This window comes from Caballeronia pedi (genome assembly GCF_001544915.2).
In the GTDB taxonomy this organism is placed as follows: Bacteria; Pseudomonadota; Gammaproteobacteria; order Burkholderiales; family Burkholderiaceae; genus Caballeronia; species Caballeronia pedi.
Genome location: NZ_FCOE02000011.1, coordinates 76,278 through 99,655 on the forward strand (window position 1 = coordinate 76,278; position 23,378 = coordinate 99,655).

Genomic DNA, 23,378 nt, shown 5'->3' on the forward strand with positions numbered 1-23,378 from the left:
TCAAAGGGACACGATGATGCCATGAAGCACGGCCGCCTAGCGCGGCTGCTTCAGCGACATCGGATCGGTCGGATTGCGCAGTTGCGCGATATCGTCGAGCCGCAATTGCACCGACGGCATGATGTTCGGATGCGTGATGACATAGAAGCGCCGCTCGCGCACCGCGTCGAAGGTCAGTTCGGCGATATCGCGCGCCGAGAGCTTGCCGCCCTCCACCGCTCTGGTCAGTTGCCGCGCCGCGAGCTTTTGCGACGCGGTATAGGGCGTCGCGTTGGCGAGCGCTTCAGGCCGCGAGCGTTCGGCATCCGCGATCCCAGTCGGCACGAACGCGGGACACAGCAGCGACACCCCGACCAGCGACGCCCCCGCGAGCCGCAAGTCATGATGCAGCGTCTCCGTCAGCGCGACGACCGCGTGCTTCGACGCGTTGTACACGCCCATCGCGGGCGCGGCGAGCAGGCCCGCCACCGACGCCGTATTGACGATATGCGCCGGCTCGTTCTGTTTCAGCATGATCGGCACGAACGCGCGCAAGCCGTTCGCTACGCCCATCACGTTCACGCCGAAGACCCATTGCCAGTCGTTCGCGCTGTTCTCCCACACGAAGCCGCCCGCGCCGACGCCCGCGTTGTTGAAGAGCAGATGCGCGCCGCCATACGTATCGAGCGATGCGCGCGCGAGCGCCTCGACCTGAGCGGCGTCCGACACGTCCGTGGTAACGCCGATCGCATCGCCGCCCTCCGCGCGCACCGCTTCTACGGTCGCCGCGAGTCCGGCGGTGTCGAGATCGGCGAGCACGAGCTTCATGCCGAGCGCCGCGCCTTGCTTCGCGAACTCGCGACCGAATCCGCTGCCCGCGCCGGTGATGACGCCAACCTTGCCTTCGAAACGATCCACGTGGCGTTCCTTCGTTATCAGACGAGCTTCACCAGTTGCTTGCCGAAGTTCTTCCCGCGCAAGAGCCCGAGGAACGCTTCGGGCGCATTCTCGAGCCCTTCGGCGATGCTCTCCCGAAAATGCAGCTTCTTCGAGACGACGCGCTCGCTGAGCTCCTTCAGCGCTTGCGGCCAGATATCCAGATGCTCGTAGACGATGAAGCCCTGCAGCTTGAGCCGCTGCGTGAGAATGAGCCGGGGCGCGTCCATCGGCAGCGGTTTGCCGTCGTAGCCCGAGATCATGCCGCACACCGCGACGCGCCCGAACGCTTTCATGCGCGCGAGCACCGCATTGAGCACTTCGCCGCCGACATTCTCGAAGTAGCCATCGATGCCATTGGGCGTCGCGGCCTTCAGATCCTCGTACAGCTTGCCCGCCTTGTAGTCGACGCACGCGTCGAAACCGAGCGTCTCGACGACATAGCGGCACTTCTCCGCCCCGCCCGCGATGCCCACCGCGCGGCAGCCGGCCGCCTTCGCCAGTTGCCCGACGACGCTGCCCACCGCGCCGCTCGCCGCCGACACGACGACCGTCTCGCCCGCCTTCGGCTCGATGATGCCGTTCAGGCCGTACCACGCCGTGACGCCTGGCATGCCGAGCGCGCCGAGATAGGCGGACAGCGGCACTTGCGACGCATCGACCTTGTTCAAACCCTTGCCATCGGATGTGCCGTATTCCTGCCAGCCGAGCACGCCGACGACGCTATCGCCCGTCTTGAACGCCGGATTGCGCGATTCGGCCACGACGCCCACCGTGCCGCCGATCATCACTTCGTTGAGCGGCTGCGGCGCGGCGTACGATTTCGCGTCGTCCATGCGGCCGCGCATGTACGGATCGAGCGAAAGATAGTGATTGCGCACGCGCACTTCGCCGTCCTGAAGCGGGGTGAGCGGCATCTCGACCAGCCTGAAGTTCGACACCGACGCCTCGCCTTGCGGGCGCGACACGAGCCATATCTGGCGATTGATCTGTGCATCTGCCATGCGAATTCTCCTTCGCGAGTTGAGTTCAGGCGTCGCTCGGTCCCGGCGTCGCCTTCGGATCGGAGCGCATCTTCTGCCGGACGATGTCGCGCCCGACCGCGAGCCGCTTCATGTACTTGAACGTGCCGAGCGCCTTCGCGACGAAATGGCCTTCGCTGTCACGGATCTCGCCTTCGCAATAGGCCATCGTCGTCGAGCGATGCAGCACGCGGCCATAACCGCGCAATTCACCGCGCCCCGGCTGCATGAAGTTGACTTTCATCTCGACAGTGACAACGCCGATGCCATCGCCCGCGACGCTGCGCGCGGCGAGCGCGAGCGCGGCGTCGAGCAGCGTCATCGTGACGCCGCCGTGCGCGATGCCCCAAGTGTTGAGGTGCGTTTCCTGAAGCGGCATGCGTACTTCGCTTTCGCCGTCGGCGGCCTTGACGAGCTGCACGCCGAGCGCGTCGATGAACGGACTTTCGATGGAGACGTTGCTCGCCGGCTTATCGGAAGAGGACATCGCGCTCACACTTCGTAGTCGACGCATTGACGCTCTTCGCGCACCGCCGCGACGAAATCCTTCAGCGCCAGATGCTTCGGATGAACCTGATAGGCTTCGAGCGCGGCTTTGTCGTCGAAGTCTGACACGAGCACGACGTCATACGTGCAATCGAAACCCGGCTGCGCGGTGCCGACTTCGAAATGCCCTTGCCCCTTCACGATGCTGCGGCAGGTTTCGAGTTTCGCCTTCAGCTTTTGGGCATTCTCGGCGCGGCTCGCGCCCTCGGCGTTTTCCTTCAGCTTCCACATGACGATGTGACGTAGCACGGCGACTCCTGTTTTCGAACGAGAACTGAAGCGTAGCAAAAATCGCCGTGCGCCGAACAACGCGCGCAACCGTCACACGATTTCGAACAAGCCCGCTGCGCCCTGTCCGCCACCGATGCACATCGTGACCACGACGAACTTCGCGCCGCGCCGCTTGCCTTCGATCAGCGCATGCCCCGTCAGACGCGCGCCCGAGACGCCATACGGATGCCCGACCGCGATCGCGCCGCCGTTCACGTTCAGGCGCTCGTCGGGAATGCCCAGCGTGTCGCGGCAGTGAAGCACCTGCACGGCGAAGGCTTCGTTCAATTCCCACAGGCCGATATCGTCGACGGACAGGCCCGCGCGCTTCAACAGCTTCGGCACCGCGAACACCGGACCGATGCCCATTTCGTCCGGCTCGCAGCCCGCGACCGCGAAGCCGCGGAAGATGCCGAGCGGAGCCAGCCCTTCTTTCTCGGCGAGCGCCGCGCTCATCACGACGCACGCCGATGCGCCATCGGAAAACTGGCTCGCGTTGCCCGCCGTGACGACGCCGCCCGGCAGCGCGGTGCGGATGTTCGATACGCCTTCGAGCGTCGTATCGGCGCGGATGCCTTCGTCGGCGGCGAGCGTCACTTCCTGCGTGAACATGCGCCCCGTCGTTTTGTCGGCGATGCCGGCGAGCACGGTGATCGGCACGATTTCATCGGCGAATCTGCCCGCCGCCTGCGCCGCCGCCGCGCGCTGTTGCGAACGCACGCCGTATTCGTCCTGCCGCGCCTTCGATATCTCGTAGCGCTTCGCGACGTTCTCGGCGGTCTGCAGCATCGACCAGTAGATCTCCGGCTTGTGCTGGTTCAGCCAGCCATCGGTCAGCATGTGGCGGTTCATCTCGTTCTGCACGCACGAGATCGATTCGACGCCGCCCGCGACATACACATCGCCCTCGCCCGCCATCACGCGCTGCGCGGCGAGCGCGATGGTCTGCAGGCCCGACGAGCAGAAGCGGTTCACCGTCATGCCCGGCACGGAAACCGGCAAGCCGGCGCGCAACGCGATCTGCCGCGCGATGTTCATGCCCGTCGCGCCTTCGGGATTCGCGCAGCCCATGATGACGTCTTCGACGCGCGCCGGATCGATGCCCGCGCGCTCGACGACGGCCTTCGTCACATGGCCGCCGAGCGTCGCGCCGTGGGTCATGTTGAGCGCGCCGCGCCACGATTTGGCGAGCGCGGTGCGCGCCGTCGCTACGATGACTGCATCGGTCATGTCGTCTCCCTTGCTTTCAATACGTCGTCCGAATTCACGCGTTGCACGCCGGCCGCGCGCATGTCGCGCCACGCCTGGTCGAGCGAGCCGTTCAGGTCGATTGCACGGCACGCGTCCTCGATCACGATGACCTCGAAGCCCGCCGCGCGCGCATCGAGCGCGGACCACGCGACGCAATAGTCGGTCGCGAGTCCCGCGAGCCAGACGCGCTTCGCACCTACATTGAGCAGATAGCCTTCGAGGCCTGTCGGCGTCGCGCGATCCGCTTCGATGAACGCCGAGTAGCTATCGACGTGCTCGTGATGCCCCTTGCGAATCACGAGGCGCGCGTGCGGCACATGCAGATCGCGATGCAGCGCCGCGCCTTGCGTGTCCTGCACGCAATGCACCGGCCACAGCACCTGTTCGCCATAGGGCAGCGTCATCATCTCGAACGGCTGGCGGCCCGCGTGATTCGCGGCGAACGAGACGTGCGAGCGCGGATGCCAGTCCTGCGTCAGCACGACGTGCGAGAACCGGCGCGCAAGCCGGTTGATGACGGGCACGACTTCATCGCCGCGTGCGACCGCGAGCGCGCCGCCCGGCATGAAGTCGACCTGCACATCGACGACGAGGAATACATCTTCGACGGGTTTCATCTCAGTCATTGAAGCGTCCATTCGATTGCGCGAGTTCGGTCACGCGCGCGGCAGGCTGCCACGCTTCGCCGTTGGTCTGCTTCGCGTACTTGCGCATTGCGCGTTCAACGTTGTAGAGGCCGATGGTGTCCGCGTAGAGCATCGGACCGCCGCGCCAGATCGGAAAGCCATAGCCCGTCAGATAGACCATGTCGATATCCGACGCCTTGCCGGCGATGCCTTCGTCGAGAATCTTCGCCCCTTCGTTGACCAGCGCGAGCACGAGACGCTCGACGATCTCTTCATCGCCGATCTTGCGCCGCTCGACGCCCTGCTCCTTCGAATACGCGACGATCATTTCATCGACCTGTTTCGAGGGCGCCGCATCGCGCTTGCCCGCCTGATAGTCGTACCAGCCCGCGCCGGTCTTCTGTCCGAAGCGGCCCATTTCGCAGAGACGATCCGCGACGCGCGAATAACGCAGATCCGGCTGCTCCCGATAGCGGCGCTTCCTGATCGCCCAGCCGATGTCGTTGCCCGCGAGATCGCTCATGCGAAACGGGCCCATTGCGAAGCCGAAGGTCTCGATCGCGCGATCGATCTGCGCGGGCAGCGCGCCCTCTTCCAGCATGAAGAGCGCTTGCCGGATGTACTGCTCGATCATGCGGTTGCCGATGAAGCCGTCGCACACGCCCGACACCACCGCCGTCTTTTTGATTTTCTTCGCGAGCTGCATGACGGTCGCGAGCACGTCCTTCTCCGTCTTTGCGCCGCGCACGACTTCGAGCAGCTTCATCACATTCGCGGGGCTGAAGAAGTGCATGCCGATCACATCGCCGGGGCGCTTCGTGAAAGAGGCGATGCGGTTCAGATCGAGCGTCGACGTATTCGATGCGAGGATCGCGCCCGGCTTCGCGACGTCATCGAGCTGGCGGAACACCTGTTCCTTCACGCTCAGCTCTTCGAACACGGCTTCGATGATGAGGTCCGCGTGCGCGAGGTCGGCGTAGGCGAGCGTCGGCTGAATCAGCGCGATGCGCGTTTCGACCTGCTCCTGCGTGAGCTTGCCTTTCTTGACCTGCGCTTCGTAGTTGCGGCGAATCGTGGCGATGCCGCGATCGAGCGCGTCCTGCTTCGTTTCGAGCAGCGTGACGGGCAGCCCCGCGTTGAGGAAGTTCATCGCGATGCCGCCGCCCATCGTGCCCGCGCCGATCACGCCGATGCGTTCGATCTTCCTGACAGGCGTATTCGACGGCACATCGGCGACCTTGGCCGCCGCGCGCTCGCCGAAGAACGCATGTCGCAGCGCGCGGCTTTCGGGCGTCTGCACGAGCGCGAGAAAGCACTCGCGCTCGAATGCGAGGCCGCGCTCGAAGCCTTCCTTCACGCCTTTTTCGACGGCGTCGATGCACTTGTGCGGCGCCGGGAAATGCTTCGCGACCGCCGCGACGCCGTTCCGCGCGAACTGGATGAAGCCTTCGGCATTCGGATGTTCGATCTTGCGATCGCGCACCTTCGGATAAGGAGCGCCGCGCTCGGCGACGCGCTTTGCGAACGACAGCGCGTGCTCCAGCAGATCGCCTTCGGCGAGTTCGTCGAAGAGCGCGGTTTGCGCGAGCTTCTCGGACAGCACCGGCGTGCCCGACACGATCATGTTCAGCGCGGTTTCCAGCCCGACCACGCGCGGCAGGCGCTGCGTGCCGCCCGCTCCGGGCAGCAAACCGAGCTTCACTTCCGGCAGCGCGATCTGCGCGCCGGGCGCGGCGATGCGGTAATGCGCGCCGAGCGCAAGTTCGAGACCGCCGCCCATCGCGACCGCGTGGATCGCCGCGATCACGGGCTTCGTGCTCGCTTCGAGCGCCTTGATCACGGTCATGAGCGTCGGCTCTTGCGTGGCTTTCGGCGTGTTGAATTCGGTGATGTCCGCACCGCCCGAAAACGCCTTGCCCGCGCCGATGATGACGACGGCTCGCACCTCGTTGCTATCGTTCGCGCGCTCGATGCCTTCGACGATGCCGAGGCGCGTCGAATGCCCAAGCCCGTTGACGGGCGGATTGTCGAGCGTGAGTACGGCGACATCGCCGCGTATCGCGTAATCCACTGCCATGAAGGTGTCTCCTTTTCGGCTGGATACTGATTGAATTGTCGGTGATGGGCGCAGAATACACAAAAAAGCACGATCGTTCAATTGAAGAATTCGCGCGGATCAACAGCGCCGAAAAAGCAGAAAGCCCCGGCTCCGCTCGCGCGGACCGGGGCGTTGAAAAGGCGATCGGCGTTAAACGGGATTCTCGGCCGCGCCCGGCAATACGTAATCGCGATACTGCTCGCGCAGCCGCACTTTTTGCAGCTTGCCGGTTGCGGTATGCGGCAATTCCTGCGCGAACACGACATCGTCCGGAATCCACCACTTCGCGACCTTGCCCTCGAAATGCGCGAGCAGTTCCTCGCGTGTCACCGTGGCGCCCGGTTTCAGTACCGCGACGATCAGCGGCCGCTCCGTCCACTTCGGATGCGAGCACGCGATGCACGCCGCTTCCGCGACCTGCGGATGCGACACCGCGACGTTCTCCAGATCGATCGAACTGATCCATTCGCCGCCGGACTTGATCACGTCCTTGCTGCGATCGGTGATGTGCATGAAGCCATCCGAATCGATGGTGGCGACATCGCCGGTCGGGAACCAGCCATCGATGAGCGGCGAGTCGTCGCGACGGAAATAGCGGTCGATGACCCACGGTCCGCGCACATACAGATCGCCGAACGACTGGCCGTCCCACGGGAGTTCGCGGCCGTCGTCGCCGACCACTTTCATGTCGACGCCGCAGATCGCGTGGCCCTGCTTCTCCAGCGACTGACGCTGCGCTTCGAGCGGGCGCTGCTTCTGCTTGAAGGAGAGGCGCGAGAGCGTGCCGAGCGGCGACATCTCCGTCATGCCCCACGCGTGGATCACCTGCACGCCGTAGTCTTCCTCGAAGGTGCGCAGCATCGCGGGCGGGCACGCCGAGCCGCCGATCACCGTGCGCCTGAGGGTCGAGAAGCGCAGGTTCTGCTGCTTCATGTGGGCGAGCAGGCCCATCCAGACCGTCGGCACGCCGGCCGAATACGTGACGCCCTCCGCTTCCATCAAGTCATAGAGCGACTTGCCGTCGAGGTCCTTGCCGGGAAATACGAGCTTCGCGCCGACGAGCGGCCCGGCGTGCGGAATGCCCCACGCGTTGACATGGAACATCGGCACGACGGGGAGAATCGCATCGCTCGCTGATGCGCCCATCGCGTCGGGGAGCGCCGCGCCGTAGGCATGCAGCACCGTCGAGCGATGCGAGTACAGCGCGCCCTTCGGATTGCCCGTCGTGCCCGACGTGTAGCAGAGAAACGAAGCCTGGCGTTCGTCGAGCATCGGCCATTCGTAGTCGCCGTCCTGCTCGCCGATGAGGCTCTCGTAGCTCATCACCGGCACGCTCATGTTCGACAGATGCTCGCCGATGCACGCGGCGTCGCCGAGCGCGATCCAGCCTTTCACGTTCGGGCACTGCGGCGCGATGAGTTCGACGAGCGGGCCAAAAGTCATGTCGAAGCAGATGTACGAATCGTCCGCGTGATCGATGATGAACGCGATCTGATCGGGAAAGAGGCGCGGGTTGATCGTGTGGCAGACCGCGCCCATGCCGCTCACGCCGTAATAGCACTCCAGATGCCGGTAGCCGTTCCATGCGAGCGTGCCGATGCGCTCGCCCTGTTCAACGCCGAGCGCAACCAGCGCCTGCGCAAGCTGTTTCGCCCGCTTTTCGCAATCGCGGTAGGTATAACGGTGGATATCGCCTTCGATGCGGCGCGACACGATCTCGTTGTCGCCGAAGTGGCGCGAGGCATAAGACAGCAGGGACGACGCGAGCAGCGGTACTTCCATCATCTGGCCGTAGAGCGGCGACGTCATAGGCAATGTCCTCGATGGGTTGACGGGCCGGCTCCTGCAGGCCCGCGGACGCGGATTTACAATATCGTTTAACTCTGAGGCGCTCAATATGTCGTTTTCCCCAAGCAATGCCGTGCGCGCGGCGCGCGACGAGACGCCAGCCGATGCGCGTTCCATGCGCGAAATTGCGAGCGCGATCGAGGCCGGTCTGGCTGACTCGTTCGCCGCGCTCGGCAGCGCATTTCTCACGCCTCTTCCCGCCGCGCCGGTGCCAGATCCCTATCTCATCGGGCTGTCGCGCGAAATGGCCGAATCGCTCGGTTTCGATCCGGACATCGCCACCGGTCCTGAAAAGAATGAATTCGCAGCGTACTTCGCCGGCAATCCGACGCGCGACTGGCCCAGCGATGCGTTGCCTTATGCCGCCGTCTATTCGGGGCATCAGTTCGGCGTGTGGGCGGGCCAGTTGGGCGATGGCCGCGCGCTCACGCTCGGCGAAGTCCAGCACGACGGCGCGCGCGTCGAAGTGCAACTGAAGGGCGCGGGCCGCACGCCCTACTCGCGCATGGGCGATGGCCGCGCGGTGCTGCGCTCGTCGATCCGCGAGTTCCTGTGCTCGGAAGCGATGCACCATCTCGGCATCCCGACGACGCGCGCGCTTGCCGTCATCGGCTCCGATCTGCCGGTGCGCCGCGAGAGCATCGAAACGGCGGCCATCGTCACGCGCGTGTCGCCGAGCTTCGTGCGCTTCGGCCACTTCGAGCATTTTTATGCGAACGATCGCATCGACGATCTGCGCAAGCTCGCCGATCACGTCATCGACCGTTTCTATCCGCATTGCAGGGAGCAGGACGATCCCTACCTCGCGCTGCTCGATGAAGCCGTGCGCTCCACCGCCGATCTGATGGCGGAGTGGCAAGGCGTCGGCTTCTGCCACGGCGTGATGAACACCGACAACATGTCGATCCTCGGACTTACGATCGACTACGGCCCGTTCGGCTTCATGGACGCGTTCAACGCGCATCACGTCTGCAATCATTCGGATACGCAGGGACGTTATTCGTATGGCCGCCAGCCGCAGGTCGCGTACTGGAACCTCTTCTGTCTTGCGCAGGCGCTCGTGCCGCTCTTCGGCGAAAACCTGCCGGAAGAAGGACGCTCCGAGCGCGTGGTCGAAGAGGCGCAGAAAGTGATGGAACGCTACAAGGAACGTTTCGGGCCCGCGCTCGTCGCGAAAATGCGCGCGAAGCTCGGCCTCGACATCGAGCGCGAAGGCGACGACAAGCTCGCCAACGGCCTCTTCGAAATCATGCACGCGAATCGCGCGGACTTCACGCTGACGTTCCGGAACTTGTCGAAGCTCTCGAAATCCGACGCGAGTCACGATGCGCCCGTGCGCGACCTGTTCCTCGACCGCGCCGCCTTCGATGCGTGGGCTGCGCAGTATCGAGAACGCCTCGCCCACGAGCCGCGCGACGACGCCGCGCGCGCCGAGGCGATGAATCGCGTGAATCCGAAATACGTGCTGCGCAATCATCTGGCGGAACAGGCGATCCGCCAGGCGAACGAGAAGGGCTTTTCGGAAGTCGCACGCCTGTTGGACGTGCTGCGCCATCCGTACGACGAACAGCCCCAGTACGAGGCCTATGCTGGCCTGCCTCCCGACTGGGCAGGCGATCTCGAAGTCAGTTGTTCTTCGTAGGATCGCCCTTATATACAGGGCCTTGCGGCCACATCAAAGGAATCACATGAGCCACGACGACACCCCGACGAGCTATCCGCTGCAAAAGGACGACGCCACTTATCGTCGCGAACTCGACGAGATGCAGTACCAGGTCACGCGCCACGCCGTGACCGAACGCCCTTTTACCGGCAAATACTGGGATCACGACGAGCGCGGCATCTATGACTGCGTGTGTTGCGGCACACCGCTTTTCGAATCCGACACGAAATTCGATGCAGGCTGCGGCTGGCCCAGCTACTTCAAGCCGATCAACGGCGAAGTAATCCAGGAAAAAACCGACCGCACGCACGGCATGTTGCGTATCGAAGTGCTGTGCAAGAACTGCGGCGCGCATCTCGGCCACGTATTCGAAGACGGCCCCGCGCCGACCGGTTTGCGGTATTGCATCAACTCGGCTGCGCTACAATTCGAACCCAAGTAAGCGCGAGTCCGGCACGGGGCGCCCGGTAGCGCTCCGCATTCCGTCGCATCGACGCCCGCACCTTTACCGGTCGGGCGCTCGCCACTCGCGCGCCCTGCACCGCATCCGGTGCCCATCACCTCCGGCCGCCAATGAAATTTCTGTTCGATCTGTTTCCGATCATCCTCTTTTTCGTCGCATTCAAGGTATGGGGCATCTATACCGCGACGGCGGTCGCGATCGCCGCGACGCTCGTGCAGATCGCCTGGGTCGCGTTCCGGCATCGCAAGGTCGATGCGATGCTGTGGGTCAGTCTCGGTGTCGTCGTCGTGTTCGGCGGCGCGACCCTCGTGCTGCACAACGATACCTTCATCAAATGGAAGCCGACCGCGTTGTACTGGCTCTTCGCGTTCGCGCTGATCGTCGCGCAGATCGGTTTCAGAAAGAATCTGATCGAAGCGATGATGGGCAAGCAGATCGTGTTGCCGCATCGCGTGTGGGGACAATTGAATGTCGCGTGGGCGGTGTTCTTCGCGCTGCTCGGCATCGTGAACCTGTTCGTCGCGTATAACTTCACCACCGATCAGTGGGTGAACTTCAAGCTGTTCGGCGCGACGGGATGTCTGGTCGTGTTCATCGTCGCGCAAAGCTTCTGGCTCGCGAAATACATGAAGGAGGACGGGCAATGAGCGCATCGTTCGATTTCACCAACGCATCGGCGGCGGACAAGATCGCGCATCTCGAAGCGCGCCTGAACGCCGCACTGCAACCGCATTCGGTACACATCGACGACGACAGCGCCGCGCACGCGGGCCATGCCGGCGCTGCGGCGGGCAGCCACTACACGGTGACGATCGTCGCGGAATGCTTCGCCGGCCGGGCGCGCGTGGCGCGACATCGGCTGGTGTATGATGCGCTGGCCGAGGAAATGCGGCGCGGCGTGCACGCGCTCGCGATCCGGGCTTACACGCCGCAGGAGTTCGCAGAACAATTCCAATAGACACACGCGCGGTTCATCAATCAAGCCTTGCCTCTTTAATCTCGCCCTTGAAGGCGTCAGTCTGCTCAGTTAGGAACCTTCGATGACTTTGAAAAAACCCCGCGTCTGGGTGTTGCTCGCTGCATTCGCGGCTGCTCCCGCGTTTGCGCAAAACATCGCCGTCGTCAACGGCACGCCGATTCCCACGTCGCGCGCCGATGCGCTCGTTAAACAGCTCGTGGCGCAGGGTCAACAGGATTCGCCGCAACTTCAGCAGGCGGTGCGCGAGGAACTCATCAACCGCGAAATCCTCATGCAGGAAGCGGCGCGCGAAGGCATCGCGACGCGCCCCGATGTGAAGGCGCAAGTCGCCGTCGCGCAACAGACCGTGGTGCTGCGCGCGCTGATCGAAGATTTCGTGAAGAAGAACACGCCGACCGACGCCGAGATCAAGGCGCGCTATGACCAGCTCGTCAAGCAGAACGGCGGCGGCAAGGAACTGCATCTGCATCACATTCTCGTCGAGGACGAAGCGCAGGCGAAGGATCTGATCGCGAAGATCAAGGGCGGCGCAAGCTTCGAGGATCTCGCGAAGCAATATTCGAAGGACCCGGGATCGGGCAAGAACGGCGGCGATCTGGACTGGTCGTCGCCTTCGGCTTACGTGCCCGAGTTCGGTGCGGCAGCGGAGAAGCTGAAAAAGGGTGAAGTGACGCCTCAGCCGGTGAAGACGCAGTTCGGCTGGCACGTCATCCGCCTGGATGATTCGCGTGAAGTCGCCCCGCCGCCGCTCGAGCAGGTGAAGGCGCAGATTGCGCAGCAGATTCAGCAGGAGAAGCTGCAGACGTTCGAAGAGGGTCTGCGGAACAAGGCGGTGGTGAAGTAAGCGCCCTCGCCTTTCCTTTCGCGATGCGATCGAAGACAAAGCCGCCCTCGGGCGGCTTTGTCGTTTCCAGCACCATCAACCGCCCAGCTTCGCCCTCGTGACAGCACCCGAGCGCGACAGCTTCGGCAACTCGCGGTTCTGCACCACACTCAGGAAGCTCGCCCAATCCTGCGCGAGCGCGGCCTTGTCGACCTTATCGGTATCGCCGAGCTTGTAGCGCTCGCCCTGCACGTACGGCCGCTCCCACGCCGCCCGATGCCATGCGCGTTCGGCCAGCGCGAGCAGACGCGGATACACCATGTACTCGAACTGCTGATCCGTGCGCATCACCTCGGCCCAGGCCTGCCCCTGAATGCCTTCGATGCGCGGCGCCGGTCCCGCGCTCGTCACCTCGAACGGCTTGCCGTCACGGTCGCCCATGATCTCCGCGTTCTGCGGCAGATTGTCCGGCGCGAGCGAGAAGGTTTTGAAGCCGTCTGTAGCATGTGACCCCCAGTAGTAACCGCGCTCAGGCTGATCGAACGCATACGGGAAGTCGAAGTACAGATAGTCCGGCAACGCGAGCACCGTCTTGTAGCCTTGACTGCTGAGCGTCTGCACGGTGTCGGATGCGCCCCAGAAGATCGTGTCCCACATCGTCACCATCGTGCTCGACGTCGCGAAATCCTGCGGCCCGTTCGCGTGCTTGATGCCGTCCTGCCACGCGGCCATCGTGCCGATGCCGTTCGCGTGAACGATCTGGCTCACCTGGCGCGCGAACATCGACGGCAATTCATCGACGGATGCCACCTTGCCCGACGCGATCAGCGCCGCGCACTGCGGCGAGCGTCCCCACGGCTTGTCCTGCGCCGCGAGATTCACGTGACCCTTGCCGGGATCGGTGCCGTCGAGCGGCTGAAAGCCCGCGCCGAGCAGGATGTTCTTCGCTTCGTCGCCGCCGAAGTGCCACACGGAAAGCGGCGCGCCGGCCTCGCGATGCATCGACGCGATTTCGCCGATCACCTTCGACGCGAAACGCTGCGCGCCGGCCGAGCACGGATTGATGAAGCTGCGGCGATCGTAGAACTGGACGGTCGTCGCGTTCGACGTGTCCGCCGGATCGAGCAGCCTGTATGCGCTCGCGCTTCCCGTGTCGCCCAGCGCGCTCAGACGCTGATAGCGCGCTTCCATCGATACGACCGCGGCGCGCGAGTGCCCGGGCATGTCGATCTCGGGGATGATCTCGACGAAACGGTCCGCCGCGTAGCGCACCAGCGCGACATAGTCGGCGCGGCTCAGATAGCCGCCGCCCGAACGGTTATCCGGTCCCGAGCCGAGTTGCGGCAACAGGCACTTCGTTTCGGTGAGGTCGTGGCAACGCTTCGCGCCGATGTCGGTGAGTTCGGGCAGACCTGGAATCTCGATGCGCCAGCCTTCGTCGTCCGACAGATGCAGATGCAGCCGGTTGAGCTTGTACGCGCCCATCTGGTCGATCAGGCGGTGCAGCGTGGCGGGCTGGCGGAAGTTGCGCGCGACATCCACGTGCATGCCGCGATAAACATAGCGCGGCGCGTCTTCGATCGTCGTTGCCGGCACGCTGCCGCCGCCCGCCGGCGTGAGCGACAGCAGCGTCTGCACGCCGTAGAAGAGCCCGGCGGCATCGAATGAGTCGACGTTCACGCCGCTCTGCGCGATGGTCAGGCGATAGCCGCCCGAGCGCGCGATATCGGCGGGCAGCGCGCCACCGACGATCTGCCCGTTCACGCGCACGGCCGCGCCGTTCAGGCCGAGCGTCGTCACGCGCGATTTGAGCGCTGCCGCTTGCGACGACGTCAATCCCGCCATTGACAGATCGATCCCGCCGACTTGCACCGCGCCTTCGCCCGCCGTCTCGCGCAGCACGGCCGGCACGGCGCGCGCGGCGCTTTGCTGCAATGAGGGCGGCGCGGTTTCCGCGCGGGCGCGCTGGACTTGCGCGGGCGTTGCGGCGAACGCGGCTGCGTCGTCCGCGCTCGGCGGAATGCGGTCGACGTACTGCGTTTCGTCATCGGTATCGTTGTGCTTGAGGATGGCGGGCGTCGCATTGCCATCGGCGACGACGTACGCGCGCGGCAACAGGTCGCTGTAGCGCTGATACCAGTACTCGCCGACGAACGGCACCTCGACGCGCTCGCCCGCGCCGAGCGTGAACGCGCCGGCACGCGGCGTGAGCGCGTACAGGTCGCCGGTGATATGTTTCCACGCGAATGCGGGATGCTCGACCATCAGGATGCGCCGGATGCTGTGTACGTACAGCGTCCAGCCGCCTGACGCGAGGCTGCGGCCGCCGGTGTTTTCGAGAATCAGCTTGCCGCGGGCGCAGCTCGCCCAGTCGGCGCCGAGGTCGGCGCAGTTCGTCCCGGATTTTGCGGCATCGTTGGCGTCGATCTCGACGCGTACCTTCAGGTTCTCGCCGAGGGCGGCTGCGCGGGCCGTTGGTGACAGATTTGTCGCGCTTGAGTCAGAACTGTCGCCGCAGGCTGCGGTCATCAGACACACTATCGCCATTAGCGCAGCTGACAATAAATTTTGCATACCTGAACATTTTTTTCGAAATTGCCTCATTTCTCCTCCGTGATTCAACGCGTCTGATGACGACGCGCTGATGCACTATACCTGTAACTTACAGGTTGGTAATTTTGAGAAAGCTGCTGGAAGGCAATGGTGAGGCGGTCGAAAAGTTGACGTTGGAGTGCCTTGGCACACTTTCGGCTTTCGCCGGATCCCGCTTGCGCGTCGGTCTGTTAGCGTTGCCCCTGTGCGGGGCGGCAGTCACTTTCGTTGCTGCTGCAAAGAAAGTAACCAAAGAAAGCAGCTTTCCCCATCCGGAACGCCTCACACCGGCCGCGGCACAGGCGAACGGCTAGGGCACAGCAGTAGCGAGTGCCCTCATAGGCCACCTCGGGCGTGGACCGCGCACGGTCTGACAAGCTAGTCGTTTTAGCGCGCTGGTTCAGCACGAAATAGCTTCGGCACAGCGCTACGCGCTGCCGTTGGGTTTGCAAGGGAAACCGACGAGAAAAGTGCAAAGAGAACCGAAGCAGCACACGCACACGCAGACCCGATGTACCCATCGGCCGCGAAGCGGGCCGGAGCCATTTCGTGCTGAACCAGTTTGTGTTGAGGTGCGATGAGTCAGACCGTGCGCGGTCCACGCCCGGTTAGACCTATGAAGGCACTCGCTACGGCTGTGCCCAATCTCGCTCGCCTGTGCCGCGGCCGGCTTGAAGCGTTCAGGATGGGACAAGCTGCTTTCTTTGCCTACTTTCTTTGCAGCAGCAAAGAAAGTAGGTGCCGCCCCGCACAGGGGCAACGCTAATACACCGACACGAAAACGGGATCCGGCGTAAGCCGAAACACTCACCCGAGGAACCGCCGCGCGTTCTGAAACACCCGCAACCAAGGGCTGCCATCGGTGGTCCACTCATCGGGCGTCCAGCTCATCTGCACATTGCGATGCACACGCTCCATGTGCGGCATCAGCACTGTAAAGCGCCCATCGGGCGTCGTCACCGACGTGATGCCCTGCGGCGAGCCGTTCGGGTTGAACGGATACTGCTCCGTCGCATTACCTCGATGATCGACATAACGCATCGCGACGAGCGCCTTCGCCTGATCTCCCTGCTGCGAGAAGTCAGCGAAGCCTTCACCATGCGCGACCGCGACCGGAATGCGCGAGCCTTCCATGCCCGCGAAGAAGATCGACGGCGAGCTTTGCACTTCGACGAGCGAGAAGCGCGCCTCGAACTGCTCCGACTTGTTGCGCGTGAACTTCGGCCAGTTCTCCGCGCCGGGAATGATCGACGCCAGGCTCGACATCATCTGGCAGCCGTTGCAGATGCCGAGCGCGAAAGTATCGGCGCGGCCGAAGAACGCGGCGAACATGTCGGCAAGACGCGGGTTGAAACGGATCGTCTTGGCCCAGCCCTCGCCCGCGCCCAGCACGTCGCCGTACGAGAAGCCGCCGCACGCAACCGCGCCCGCAAAATCGGCGAGCGTCGCGCGGCCTTCGAGCAGGTCGCTCATGTGGACATCGTGCGCGTCGAAGCCGGCGCGGTCGAATGCATACGCCGTCTCCAGATGCGAGTTCACGCCCTGCTCGCGCAGAATCGCGACGCGTGGCCGCGCCTGCGTCGAAACGAAGGGCGCGGCGACGTCTTCCGCCAGATCGAAGGTCAGCACCGGCGCGATGCCGGGATCAGCCGCATCGAGCAGTGCGTCGTATTCGGCATCCGCGCAGGCCGGGTTGTCGCGCAGACGCGCGATGCGCCAGCTCACCTCGCTCCACGCGCGATGCAACTCCACGCGCGGTGCATCGAAAATCTTCTTTGCATCGCGATAAATCTCGATCGCGCCGCTCTCGTTCGGCTTGCCGATCACATGCGAGCACGCCGACAAACCGTGTTCGCGCAACGCGGCGAGCACCGCATCGCGCTCCGTTGCGCGCACCTGCACCACCGCGCCGAGTTCTTCGGAGAACAGCGCGCGGATCGTGCGGTCTTCGCGGCGGCCGCTCGTCTGCTTGGCCCAGTCCTTCGCGTCGCCGTAATCGGATTCGTGTTCGGCGTCGAGCGTCAGCATGTCGATGTTCAGCGACACGCCCACGTGACCCGCGAACGCCATCTCGCAAACGGTCGCCCACAGGCCGCCGTCGGAGCGGTCGTGGTAGGCGAGCAGCTTGCCATCGGCGTTGAGCGCCTGGATCGCGTTGAAGAAGCGCTTGAGGTCTTCGGGATCGTCGACATCGGGGACCGTGTCGCCGACCTGCTGCGTTACTTGCGCGAGGATGCTGCCGCCCATGCGGTTGCGGCCGCGGCCCAGATCGATCGCGATCAGCACCGTGTTCGTGTCGTTGACGAGCTGGGGTGTCAGATGACGGCGCACGTCCTCGACCGGCGCGAACGCCGAAATGATCAGCGACACCGGCGACACGACCTCGCGCGCACCGCCGCGCGCGTCCTGCCACTTCGTGCGCATCGACAGCGAATCCTTGCCGACCGGAATGCTGATGCCGAGCGCCGGGCACAGCTCCATGCCGATGGCCTTCACGGTGTCGTAGAGCGCGGCGTCTTCCCCCGCGCTGCCGCACGCGGCCATCCAGTTCGCCGACAGCTTCAGCTTGTTCAACGACTCGATCGGCGCCGACGCGATGTTCGTCACCGCCTCGCCCACCGCCATGCGGCCCGATGCGGGCGCGTCGATGACGGCAAGCGGCGTGCGCTCGGCCATCGTCATCGCTTCGCCGCGGTAGCCCGCGTAATCCATCGTCGTCACGGCGCAATCGGCGACGGGCACCTGCCACGGGCCGACGAACTGGTCGCGCGCGGTCGTGCCGCCGACCGAGCGGTCGCCGATGGTGATGAGGAACGACTTGCTCGCGACCGTCGGATGCTTCAGCACGTCGACGGCGACTTCGGACAGCGGCAGCCCCGTCACGTCGACGGGCGTGAATTGCGCGCTCTCGCGCTTCACATCGCGGTGCATCTTGGGCGGCTTGCCGAGCAGCACGTCCATCGGCATGTCGACGGGTTCCTGGCCGTCGTTGGCCTCGTCGATCAGTTTCAGTTGACGCTCTTCCGTCGCCACGCCGACGACTGCTACCGGGCAGCGTTCGCGCTCGCAGATTGCCTGAAACGCGGGCAGATCGGCGGGCGAAATGGCCAGCACGTAACGCTCCTGCGCTTCGTTCGACCAGATTTCGCGCGGCGACAGGCCGCTTTCTTCCAGTTGCACCTTGCGCAGATCGAAGCGCGCGCCCTTGCCCGCGCCATCGACGAGTTCCGGGAACGCATTCGAGATGCCGCCCGCGCCGACGTCGTGAATCGACAGGATCGGATTGCCCTCGCCCATCTGCCAGCAGGTGTTGATGACTTCCTGCGCGCGGCGCTGGATTTCCGGATTGCCGCGCTGGACCGAGTCGAAGTCGAGCTCGGCGGTGTTCGCGCCGGTCGCCATCGACGAAGCCGCGCCGCCGCCCATGCCGATACGCATGCCCGGGCCGCCGATCTGGATCAGCAGCGTGCCCGCCGGGAGATCGTTCTTGTGCGTGTGCTGATCCGAGATATTGCCGATGCCGCCCGCGATCATGATCGGCTTGTGATAGCCGCGCACGCGGCCCGCGACGTTCTGCTCGTAGGTGCGGAAATAGCCGCCGAGGTTCGGGCGGCCGAATTCGTTGTTGAACGCGGCGGCGCCGATCGGCCCGTCGATCATGATCTGCAACGGCGACGCGATGCGCTCGGGCTTGCCATACGGCTCGTGCTGGTCGGCCGGATTGCGCGAGGCGAGCGGCACGGCGGAATCGCGTGCGTTCTCCCATTTCTCGCGCGCGTCGGGCAGGTCGAGGTTCGACACGGTGAAGCCCGCGAGACCGGCCTTCGGACGCGCGCCGCGGCCCGTCGCGCCTTCGTCGCGGATTTCGCCGCCGGAACCCGTCGCCGCGCCCGCGAACGGGGAAATCGCGGTCGGGTGATTGTGCGTCTCGACCTTCATCAGCGTATGCGTCAGTTCGACGTGACGCCGATACTGCTCGTCCGTCCCGCGCGGGAACCAGCGCTCGGCGACGCCGCCACGCATGACAGCCGAATTGTCCGAATACGCGACGATCGTCCCTTCGTGATTCAGCTTTTCCGTATTGCGGATCATCTGGAACAGCGACATGTCCTGCTTGTCGCCATCGATGGTCCATTCGCCGTTGAAGATCTTGTGGCGGCAATGCTCGCTGTTGGCTTGCGCGAACATCATCAGCTCGACATCGGTCGGATTGCGCTTCAGGCCTTCGAACGCGTTCACCAGATAGTCGATTTCGTCGTCCGCGAGCGCGAGGCCGAGTTCCGCGTTCGCCGCTTCGAGCGCCTTGTGTCCCGCGCCGATGATGTCGACCGTCTGCAGCGGCCTGGCGGGCAGTTCATCGAACAGATGCAGCGCCTGATCGCGCGATGCCGCGACGCTTTCCGTCATGCGGTCGTGCAGCGCATCCGCGACGGCCGCGCGCGCTTCGTCCGACAGCGCCTTCTTGCCGCCGAGAAAGCCGCTTTTCATGATGACCGAGTACTCGACGCCACGCTCGATGCGCCGCACCTTGTCGAGCCCGCAATGATGCGCGATGTCGGTCGCCTTGCTCGCCCACGGCGAGACCGTGCCGAAGCGCGGCACCACCATGAAGCTCTCGACGTGGCCGCGTTCCTTCGATTCCTCGAACGGCGCGCCGTAGTGCATCAGCGCCTCGATGCGGCTGTTGTCATCGTCCGTGAGCGGCGCGGACGCGTTGACGAAATGCAGGAACTGACCGCGCACGCCGACGATATTCGCGTCGATGCGGGCGAGCGTTTCGAGGAGGCGGGTCTGACGGAAATCGGAGAGGGCCGAAGCGCCGGGGAAACACGAGAAGTGGGCCATTGTGACGGTGCGTCGATGACGTCTGTGTGCCGCTCGCGCGACGCTCGCTGTTTGCAAATCCGGAAATTCGCAAATTCGGATTCGAGCACGCGATACGGCGTGAGGCGAAAGGAAGACCGCGATTATACCCCGGATGCGTCTCGAAATCGGCCCGGGCGGTCCGTCGGAGCGCCGCGCGACAGCGCTGCGCATCCCGAAATCACTTCGCGCCCGCTCGTGCCCGCCTGGCCGTGCGGGACGGAGCGGTCGGCGGGCCGCATGTCCGGGCGGCTTGCGTGTCCCTGGCACACGATTTTGGCGCTATCATGGCGCGCTTTCTTCGGGTACGACGCGCGCCGGGTCGCGCCGCCGCGCCCGAGGTTTCATCGTCAAGGCGCGCGGCATTGGGCGCTTCCGCCCGCGCGTCACGCCGCGCACCACTGCAATCTCGCGCCTTCGGGCACAAAAAAGTCATGGATGTCATCGTCATCGGCGGAGGAATCGCCGGCATCGCCACCGCGTATCAGCTGCATGCGGCCGGACACCGCGTCTGCGTAGTAGAGCGCCACGCGACCGTCGCGCAAGGCGCCACCTATGGTCAGGGCGGCGCGCTCCTGCCCTCGCCGCTCGATGTCTGGTTCGGGCCGACCTTCATGGTGTCGAGCCGCTCGAAGCAAAGCGGCATGGCGGTCAAGACCGGCTTCGACGCGGCCGCGCGCGATTTTCTCAAGCAACTCGCGACGTTGCGCGATCCCGAAACGTTCGCCGCGCAGTACGCGCATCTGCAACCGCTCGTCGATGCGTCGCGGCGCGAGATCGCGTCTATCGAAGGCCGGCTGGAACTCGATTTCGAACAGCGCCGCGGCATGCTGCATGTGTTCCGCCAGCCGCGCGAGCTGGAGGAGGCGCAACCGGCCATCGACCTGTTGAAGGGCTGCGGCGTGCCGTATCGGGTACTGACGCCCGAGGAATGCGTCGCCGTCGAGCCTTCCGTGCCCGATTACCCCGAATTCGCGGGCGGCGTGCTGCTGCCGGAGGAGCGCACCGGCAACTGCCCGCTCTTCACCAAGCAGCTGAAGCAGGTGCTCGAGGACGATGGCGTGCAGTTCCGCATGCATCGCGCGGTGGCGTCGGTGCGTCTGGAGGGCGCGCGCGCCGCGGTCGAACTCGCCAATCCGAACGAAGGCAAAAAGCGCCACGCCGAGGTCGAACTGATCACGGCCGATGCGATCGTCGTCGCAGCGGGCGTCGGCACGCCGGGGCTCATCGGCGGCATCAAATCGGCGGCGTCGCTCTTTGCGCTGCGCGTGCACACGCTCACCGCGCCCGTCGCGTACGAGGAGCGCGCGCCGCATCTGACGGTCGTCGATTCGATCAAGCGCATCACGATGACGCGCGTGAGCCAGCGGCTGCGCGTTGCGGGCGCGGGCGTGTTTCAGAGCGCATCCAAGGCCGATAAACCGCTCGACGCCACGCTTTCGCGCCGCGCGCTCGATATCCTCGGCCAAGGCACGCACGACTGGATTCCGGGCGCGGCGCGCGTTTCCGTCGCGCGCCCGTGGGAAGGGTTGCGCCTGATTTCCGCCGACGGCCTGCCGATCGTCGGCGCGACGCGCCATCCACGGCTGTTCGTCAACGCGGCGCACGGTCCGGCGGGCTGGGGCCTCGCGTGCGGGTCTGCTAAAGTGGTCGCGGACCTCGTTTCCGGCGTCACGCCCGATCTCCCGGCCGATACCCTTGCCGCGCTGAGCGTCGAACGCTTCTAGCGGACAGGCACGGTTGCTGCGGGCGCGGGGCTCCGACGACTCGAATCTCGAAACGCCCTTCCGCCTGCCGCCATGACCGCTGCCCGCTCACCCTGGTTCTCTCCGCGCGACGAACCGCTCGCGCTCCTGACGCTCGCGGAGCTGCGCAACCTCGAAGCGCGCGCTGCCGCCGCGCTGCCGCCTCACACGCTGATGGCGCGCGCGGGCGCGGCCGCCGCCCAATACCTGATCGATGCATCCGAACATGCTCCGGACGCCCGCGCGCTGCCGGTGTGGCTCGTGGCGGGACCCGGCAACAACGGCGGCGACGCGCTCGTGATGGCCGAGCGCCTGCATCGCGCGGGCGTCGCCGTGCGCGTGTGCATGCCGGTCGAAGTGAAGCCGGACGACGCGCGCTGGGCGCTCGAATCGGCGCGCGCCGCGGGCGTGCCGATCGACACCCAGCCGCCCGCGACCTTCGACGGTTTCGGCTGGCTCGTCGACGGCATGTTCGGCATCGGCCTGACGCGTCCGCTCGACGGCGTGTTCGCCGAGGTGGCCGCGCGTCTCACGCGGCGTGCGCGCTCAGCGGGCCGCGTGCTCGCGCTCGACGTTCCGAGCGGCCTGAACAGCGACACCGGCGCGCCCGTGAACGGCGGCGAAGCCGTCCGCGCGACGGAAACCATCACGTTCATCGGCGCGAAGCCGGGGCATTTCACGTCGCAAGGCCGCGATCTGACTGGGCGTCTTTTCGTATCGACGCTCGATGTCGACGCGAGCGCCGCGCCGTCGATCGTGCTGAACGCGCCCGCACTCTTCGGCGCGTGCATGCCGCCGCGCGACAACGCGACCAACAAGGGCACGTTCGGCTCGCTCGCGGTGATCGGCGGCGACACGGGCATGTGCGGCGCACCGGTTCTCGCGGCACGCATGGCGCTGTACGGCGGCGCGGGCAAGGTGAACGTCGCGTTCCTGGGCGAAGGCTTTCCGCCCTACGACCCGCCGCATCCGGAACTCATGCTGCATTGCGCCGACGGCTTCGCGCTCGATAAGATGGACGCGCTCGCGATCGGCTGCGGCATGGGCGCGGGCGAGCGCGCGAAACAGTTGCTCGCAAACGCGCTGACGCTCGACGTGCCCAAGCTCCTCGATGCCGACGCGCTCAATCTCATCGCGAAAGACGACGCGCTCGCGTCCGCGGTCGCGGCGCGCGGCGCACAGGGCGACCCGTGCATCCTGACGCCGCATCCGCTCGAAGCGGCGCGTCTGCTGCAAACCGACGCGAAAGCGGTTCAGGCCGACCGCATCGCCGCCGCGCGTCAACTGGCCGCGCGCTATGCGGCGATCGCGGTGCTCAAGGGATCGGGCACGGTGATCGCCTCGCCCGATGGCCGCGTCGCGGTGAACCCGACCGGCAACGCCGGGCTCGCGACCGGCGGCACCGGCGACGTCCTCGGCGGATTGATCGGCGCATTGCTCGCGCAGAAACTGCCCGCCTACGAAGCCGCGCTCGCGGGCGTGTATCTCCACGGTCTCGCCGCGCAGACGCTCACGGACGACGGCATCGGCCCGGCGGGGTTGACGGCGGGCGAGCTCGCGCCCGCGGTGCGCAAGCTCATCAACCGGCGTTTTTACGCCGAACACGCGCGAAGCTGACGGCCCGCGAAGGCGTTGTGACGCTTTGCAAGCATCCGTTCATGCATCGTCGCTATA

At 65.3% G+C, this 23,378-nt stretch carries 17 protein-coding genes; 7 read left to right on the forward strand and 10 right to left on the reverse strand.

The genetic code is table 11. The features are described from left to right. Nucleotides 1–36: 36 nt before the first annotated feature. The 8 genes from AWB80_RS18520 to AWB80_RS18555 form a co-directional block, all read right to left on the reverse strand. Entirely contained in the window at nucleotides 37–897 is an 861-nt protein-coding gene (locus AWB80_RS18520) for an SDR family oxidoreductase (RefSeq protein ID WP_061176118.1), read from the reverse strand. A 17-nt stretch (nucleotides 898–914) separates the two neighbouring features. Then, a complete protein-coding gene (locus AWB80_RS18525; protein WP_061176119.1) occupies nucleotides 915–1,919 on the reverse strand; it encodes an NADP-dependent oxidoreductase in 1,005 nt (334 codons plus the stop codon). 25 nt (nucleotides 1,920–1,944) lie between these two features. Continuing rightward, nucleotides 1,945–2,424 carry a PaaI family thioesterase gene (locus tag AWB80_RS18530; protein ID WP_061176235.1) on the reverse strand — a complete coding sequence of 160 codons (480 nt, stop codon included), beginning with the start codon at nucleotides 2,422–2,424 and terminating at the stop codon, nucleotides 1,945–1,947. A gap of 5 nt (nucleotides 2,425–2,429) precedes the next feature. Further along, nucleotides 2,430–2,732, reverse strand: a complete 303-nt coding sequence (locus tag AWB80_RS18535; protein ID WP_061176120.1) for a Dabb family protein — start codon at nucleotides 2,730–2,732, stop codon at nucleotides 2,430–2,432. 72 nt (nucleotides 2,733–2,804) lie between these two features. After that, the gene (locus AWB80_RS18540) at nucleotides 2,805–3,983 is read right to left on the reverse strand and encodes an acetyl-CoA C-acyltransferase (protein WP_061176121.1); all 1,179 of its coding nucleotides are present in this window, start codon (nucleotides 3,981–3,983) and stop codon (nucleotides 2,805–2,807) included. Continuing rightward, complete coding sequence (gene pncA / locus AWB80_RS18545; RefSeq protein ID WP_425266867.1) at nucleotides 3,980–4,630, reverse strand: bifunctional nicotinamidase/pyrazinamidase; 651 nt, start codon at nucleotides 4,628–4,630, stop codon at nucleotides 3,980–3,982. The genes AWB80_RS18540 and pncA overlap by 4 nt, the downstream gene beginning before the upstream one ends. Next, on the reverse strand, nucleotides 4,623–6,707 hold the full coding sequence (locus tag AWB80_RS18550; protein ID WP_061176123.1) for a 3-hydroxyacyl-CoA dehydrogenase NAD-binding domain-containing protein: 2,085 nt from the start codon (nucleotides 6,705–6,707) through the stop codon (nucleotides 4,623–4,625). Before AWB80_RS18550 ends, pncA begins: the two co-directional genes overlap by 8 nt. A 171-nt stretch (nucleotides 6,708–6,878) precedes the next feature. Beyond that, on the reverse strand, nucleotides 6,879–8,537 hold the full coding sequence (locus AWB80_RS18555) for a 3-(methylthio)propionyl-CoA ligase (protein ID WP_061176124.1): 1,659 nt from the start codon (nucleotides 8,535–8,537) through the stop codon (nucleotides 6,879–6,881). Nucleotides 8,538–8,625: 88 nt separating this feature from the next. Here AWB80_RS18555 and AWB80_RS18560 point away from each other — a divergent pair, with 88 nt between their 5' ends. The 5 genes from AWB80_RS18560 to AWB80_RS18580 all read left to right on the forward strand — a co-directional run bounded on the left by AWB80_RS18560 (nucleotide 8,626) and on the right by AWB80_RS18580 (nucleotide 12,525). Next, complete coding sequence (locus AWB80_RS18560; RefSeq protein WP_061176125.1) at nucleotides 8,626–10,218, forward strand: protein adenylyltransferase SelO; 1,593 nt, start codon at nucleotides 8,626–8,628, stop codon at nucleotides 10,216–10,218. Nucleotides 10,219–10,264: 46 nt separating this feature from the next. Then, nucleotides 10,265–10,681 (forward strand): peptide-methionine (R)-S-oxide reductase MsrB, encoded by a 417-nt coding sequence (gene msrB, locus AWB80_RS18565; RefSeq protein ID WP_061176126.1) that lies wholly within the window; start codon nucleotides 10,265–10,267, stop codon nucleotides 10,679–10,681. 131 nt (nucleotides 10,682–10,812) lie between these two features. Further along, nucleotides 10,813–11,349, forward strand: a complete 537-nt coding sequence (locus AWB80_RS18570) for a septation protein A (RefSeq protein WP_061176127.1) — start codon at nucleotides 10,813–10,815, stop codon at nucleotides 11,347–11,349. Then, nucleotides 11,346–11,660, forward strand: coding sequence for a BolA family protein (locus AWB80_RS18575; protein ID WP_061176128.1), 315 nt, complete (start codon nucleotides 11,346–11,348; stop codon nucleotides 11,658–11,660). Before AWB80_RS18570 ends, AWB80_RS18575 begins: the two co-directional genes overlap by 4 nt. 82 nt (nucleotides 11,661–11,742) lie before the next feature. Continuing rightward, the gene (locus AWB80_RS18580; protein ID WP_061176129.1) at nucleotides 11,743–12,525 is read left to right on the forward strand and encodes a peptidylprolyl isomerase; all 783 of its coding nucleotides are present in this window, start codon (nucleotides 11,743–11,745) and stop codon (nucleotides 12,523–12,525) included. Between the two features lie 75 nt (nucleotides 12,526–12,600). Here the strand turns inward: AWB80_RS18580 and AWB80_RS18585 are convergent, their stop codons facing one another. Together AWB80_RS18585 and purL are read right to left on the reverse strand one after the other, a co-directional pair. Continuing rightward, nucleotides 12,601–15,033: a family 20 glycosylhydrolase gene (locus AWB80_RS18585; protein ID WP_061176130.1), complete on the reverse strand. Its 2,433-nt coding sequence runs from the start codon at nucleotides 15,031–15,033 to the stop codon at nucleotides 12,601–12,603. Nucleotides 15,034–15,903: 870 nt separating this feature from the next. Further along, a complete protein-coding gene (gene purL / locus AWB80_RS18590) occupies nucleotides 15,904–19,941 on the reverse strand; it encodes a phosphoribosylformylglycinamidine synthase (RefSeq protein ID WP_061176131.1) in 4,038 nt (1,345 codons plus the stop codon). Between the two features lie 452 nt (nucleotides 19,942–20,393). Here purL and AWB80_RS18595 point away from each other — a divergent pair, with 452 nt between their 5' ends. Together AWB80_RS18595 and AWB80_RS18600 are read left to right on the forward strand one after the other, a co-directional pair. Continuing rightward, the gene (locus tag AWB80_RS18595) at nucleotides 20,394–21,686 is read left to right on the forward strand and encodes an FAD-dependent oxidoreductase (protein WP_061176132.1); all 1,293 of its coding nucleotides are present in this window, start codon (nucleotides 20,394–20,396) and stop codon (nucleotides 21,684–21,686) included. Nucleotides 21,687–21,758: 72 nt separating this feature from the next. Beyond that, nucleotides 21,759–23,321: an NAD(P)H-hydrate dehydratase gene (locus tag AWB80_RS18600; protein ID WP_061176133.1), complete on the forward strand. Its 1,563-nt coding sequence runs from the start codon at nucleotides 21,759–21,761 to the stop codon at nucleotides 23,319–23,321. Nucleotides 23,322–23,378 lie beyond the last annotated feature (57 nt).

Coding starts and splice junctions, on each gene's coding strand:
- AWB80_RS18525 (WP_061176119.1), bottom strand. CDS start 1,919: ATGGCAGATGCACAGATCAATCGCCAGATATGGCTCGTGTCGCGCCCG.
- AWB80_RS18530 (WP_061176235.1), bottom strand. CDS start 2,424: ATGTCCTCTTCCGATAAGCCGGCGAGCAACGTCTCCATCGAAAGTCCG.
- AWB80_RS18540 (WP_061176121.1), bottom strand. CDS start 3,983: ATGACCGATGCAGTCATCGTAGCGACGGCGCGCACCGCGCTCGCCAAA.
- pncA (WP_425266867.1), bottom strand. CDS start 4,630: ATGACTGAGATGAAACCCGTCGAAGATGTATTCCTCGTCGTCGATGTG.
- AWB80_RS18550 (WP_061176123.1), bottom strand. CDS start 6,707: ATGGCAGTGGATTACGCGATACGCGGCGATGTCGCCGTACTCACGCTC.
- AWB80_RS18555 (WP_061176124.1), bottom strand. CDS start 8,537: ATGACGTCGCCGCTCTACGGCCAGATGATGGAAGTACCGCTGCTCGCG.
- AWB80_RS18560 (WP_061176125.1), top strand. CDS start 8,626: ATGTCGTTTTCCCCAAGCAATGCCGTGCGCGCGGCGCGCGACGAGACG.
- msrB (WP_061176126.1), top strand. CDS start 10,265: ATGAGCCACGACGACACCCCGACGAGCTATCCGCTGCAAAAGGACGAC.
- AWB80_RS18570 (WP_061176127.1), top strand. CDS start 10,813: ATGAAATTTCTGTTCGATCTGTTTCCGATCATCCTCTTTTTCGTCGCA.
- AWB80_RS18575 (WP_061176128.1), top strand. CDS start 11,346: ATGAGCGCATCGTTCGATTTCACCAACGCATCGGCGGCGGACAAGATC.
- AWB80_RS18580 (WP_061176129.1), top strand. CDS start 11,743: ATGACTTTGAAAAAACCCCGCGTCTGGGTGTTGCTCGCTGCATTCGCG.
- AWB80_RS18585 (WP_061176130.1), bottom strand. CDS start 15,033: ATGACCGCAGCCTGCGGCGACAGTTCTGACTCAAGCGCGACAAATCTG.
- purL (WP_061176131.1), bottom strand. CDS start 19,941: ATGGCCCACTTCTCGTGTTTCCCCGGCGCTTCGGCCCTCTCCGATTTC.
- AWB80_RS18595 (WP_061176132.1), top strand. CDS start 20,394: ATGGATGTCATCGTCATCGGCGGAGGAATCGCCGGCATCGCCACCGCG.
- AWB80_RS18600 (WP_061176133.1), top strand. CDS start 21,759: ATGACCGCTGCCCGCTCACCCTGGTTCTCTCCGCGCGACGAACCGCTC.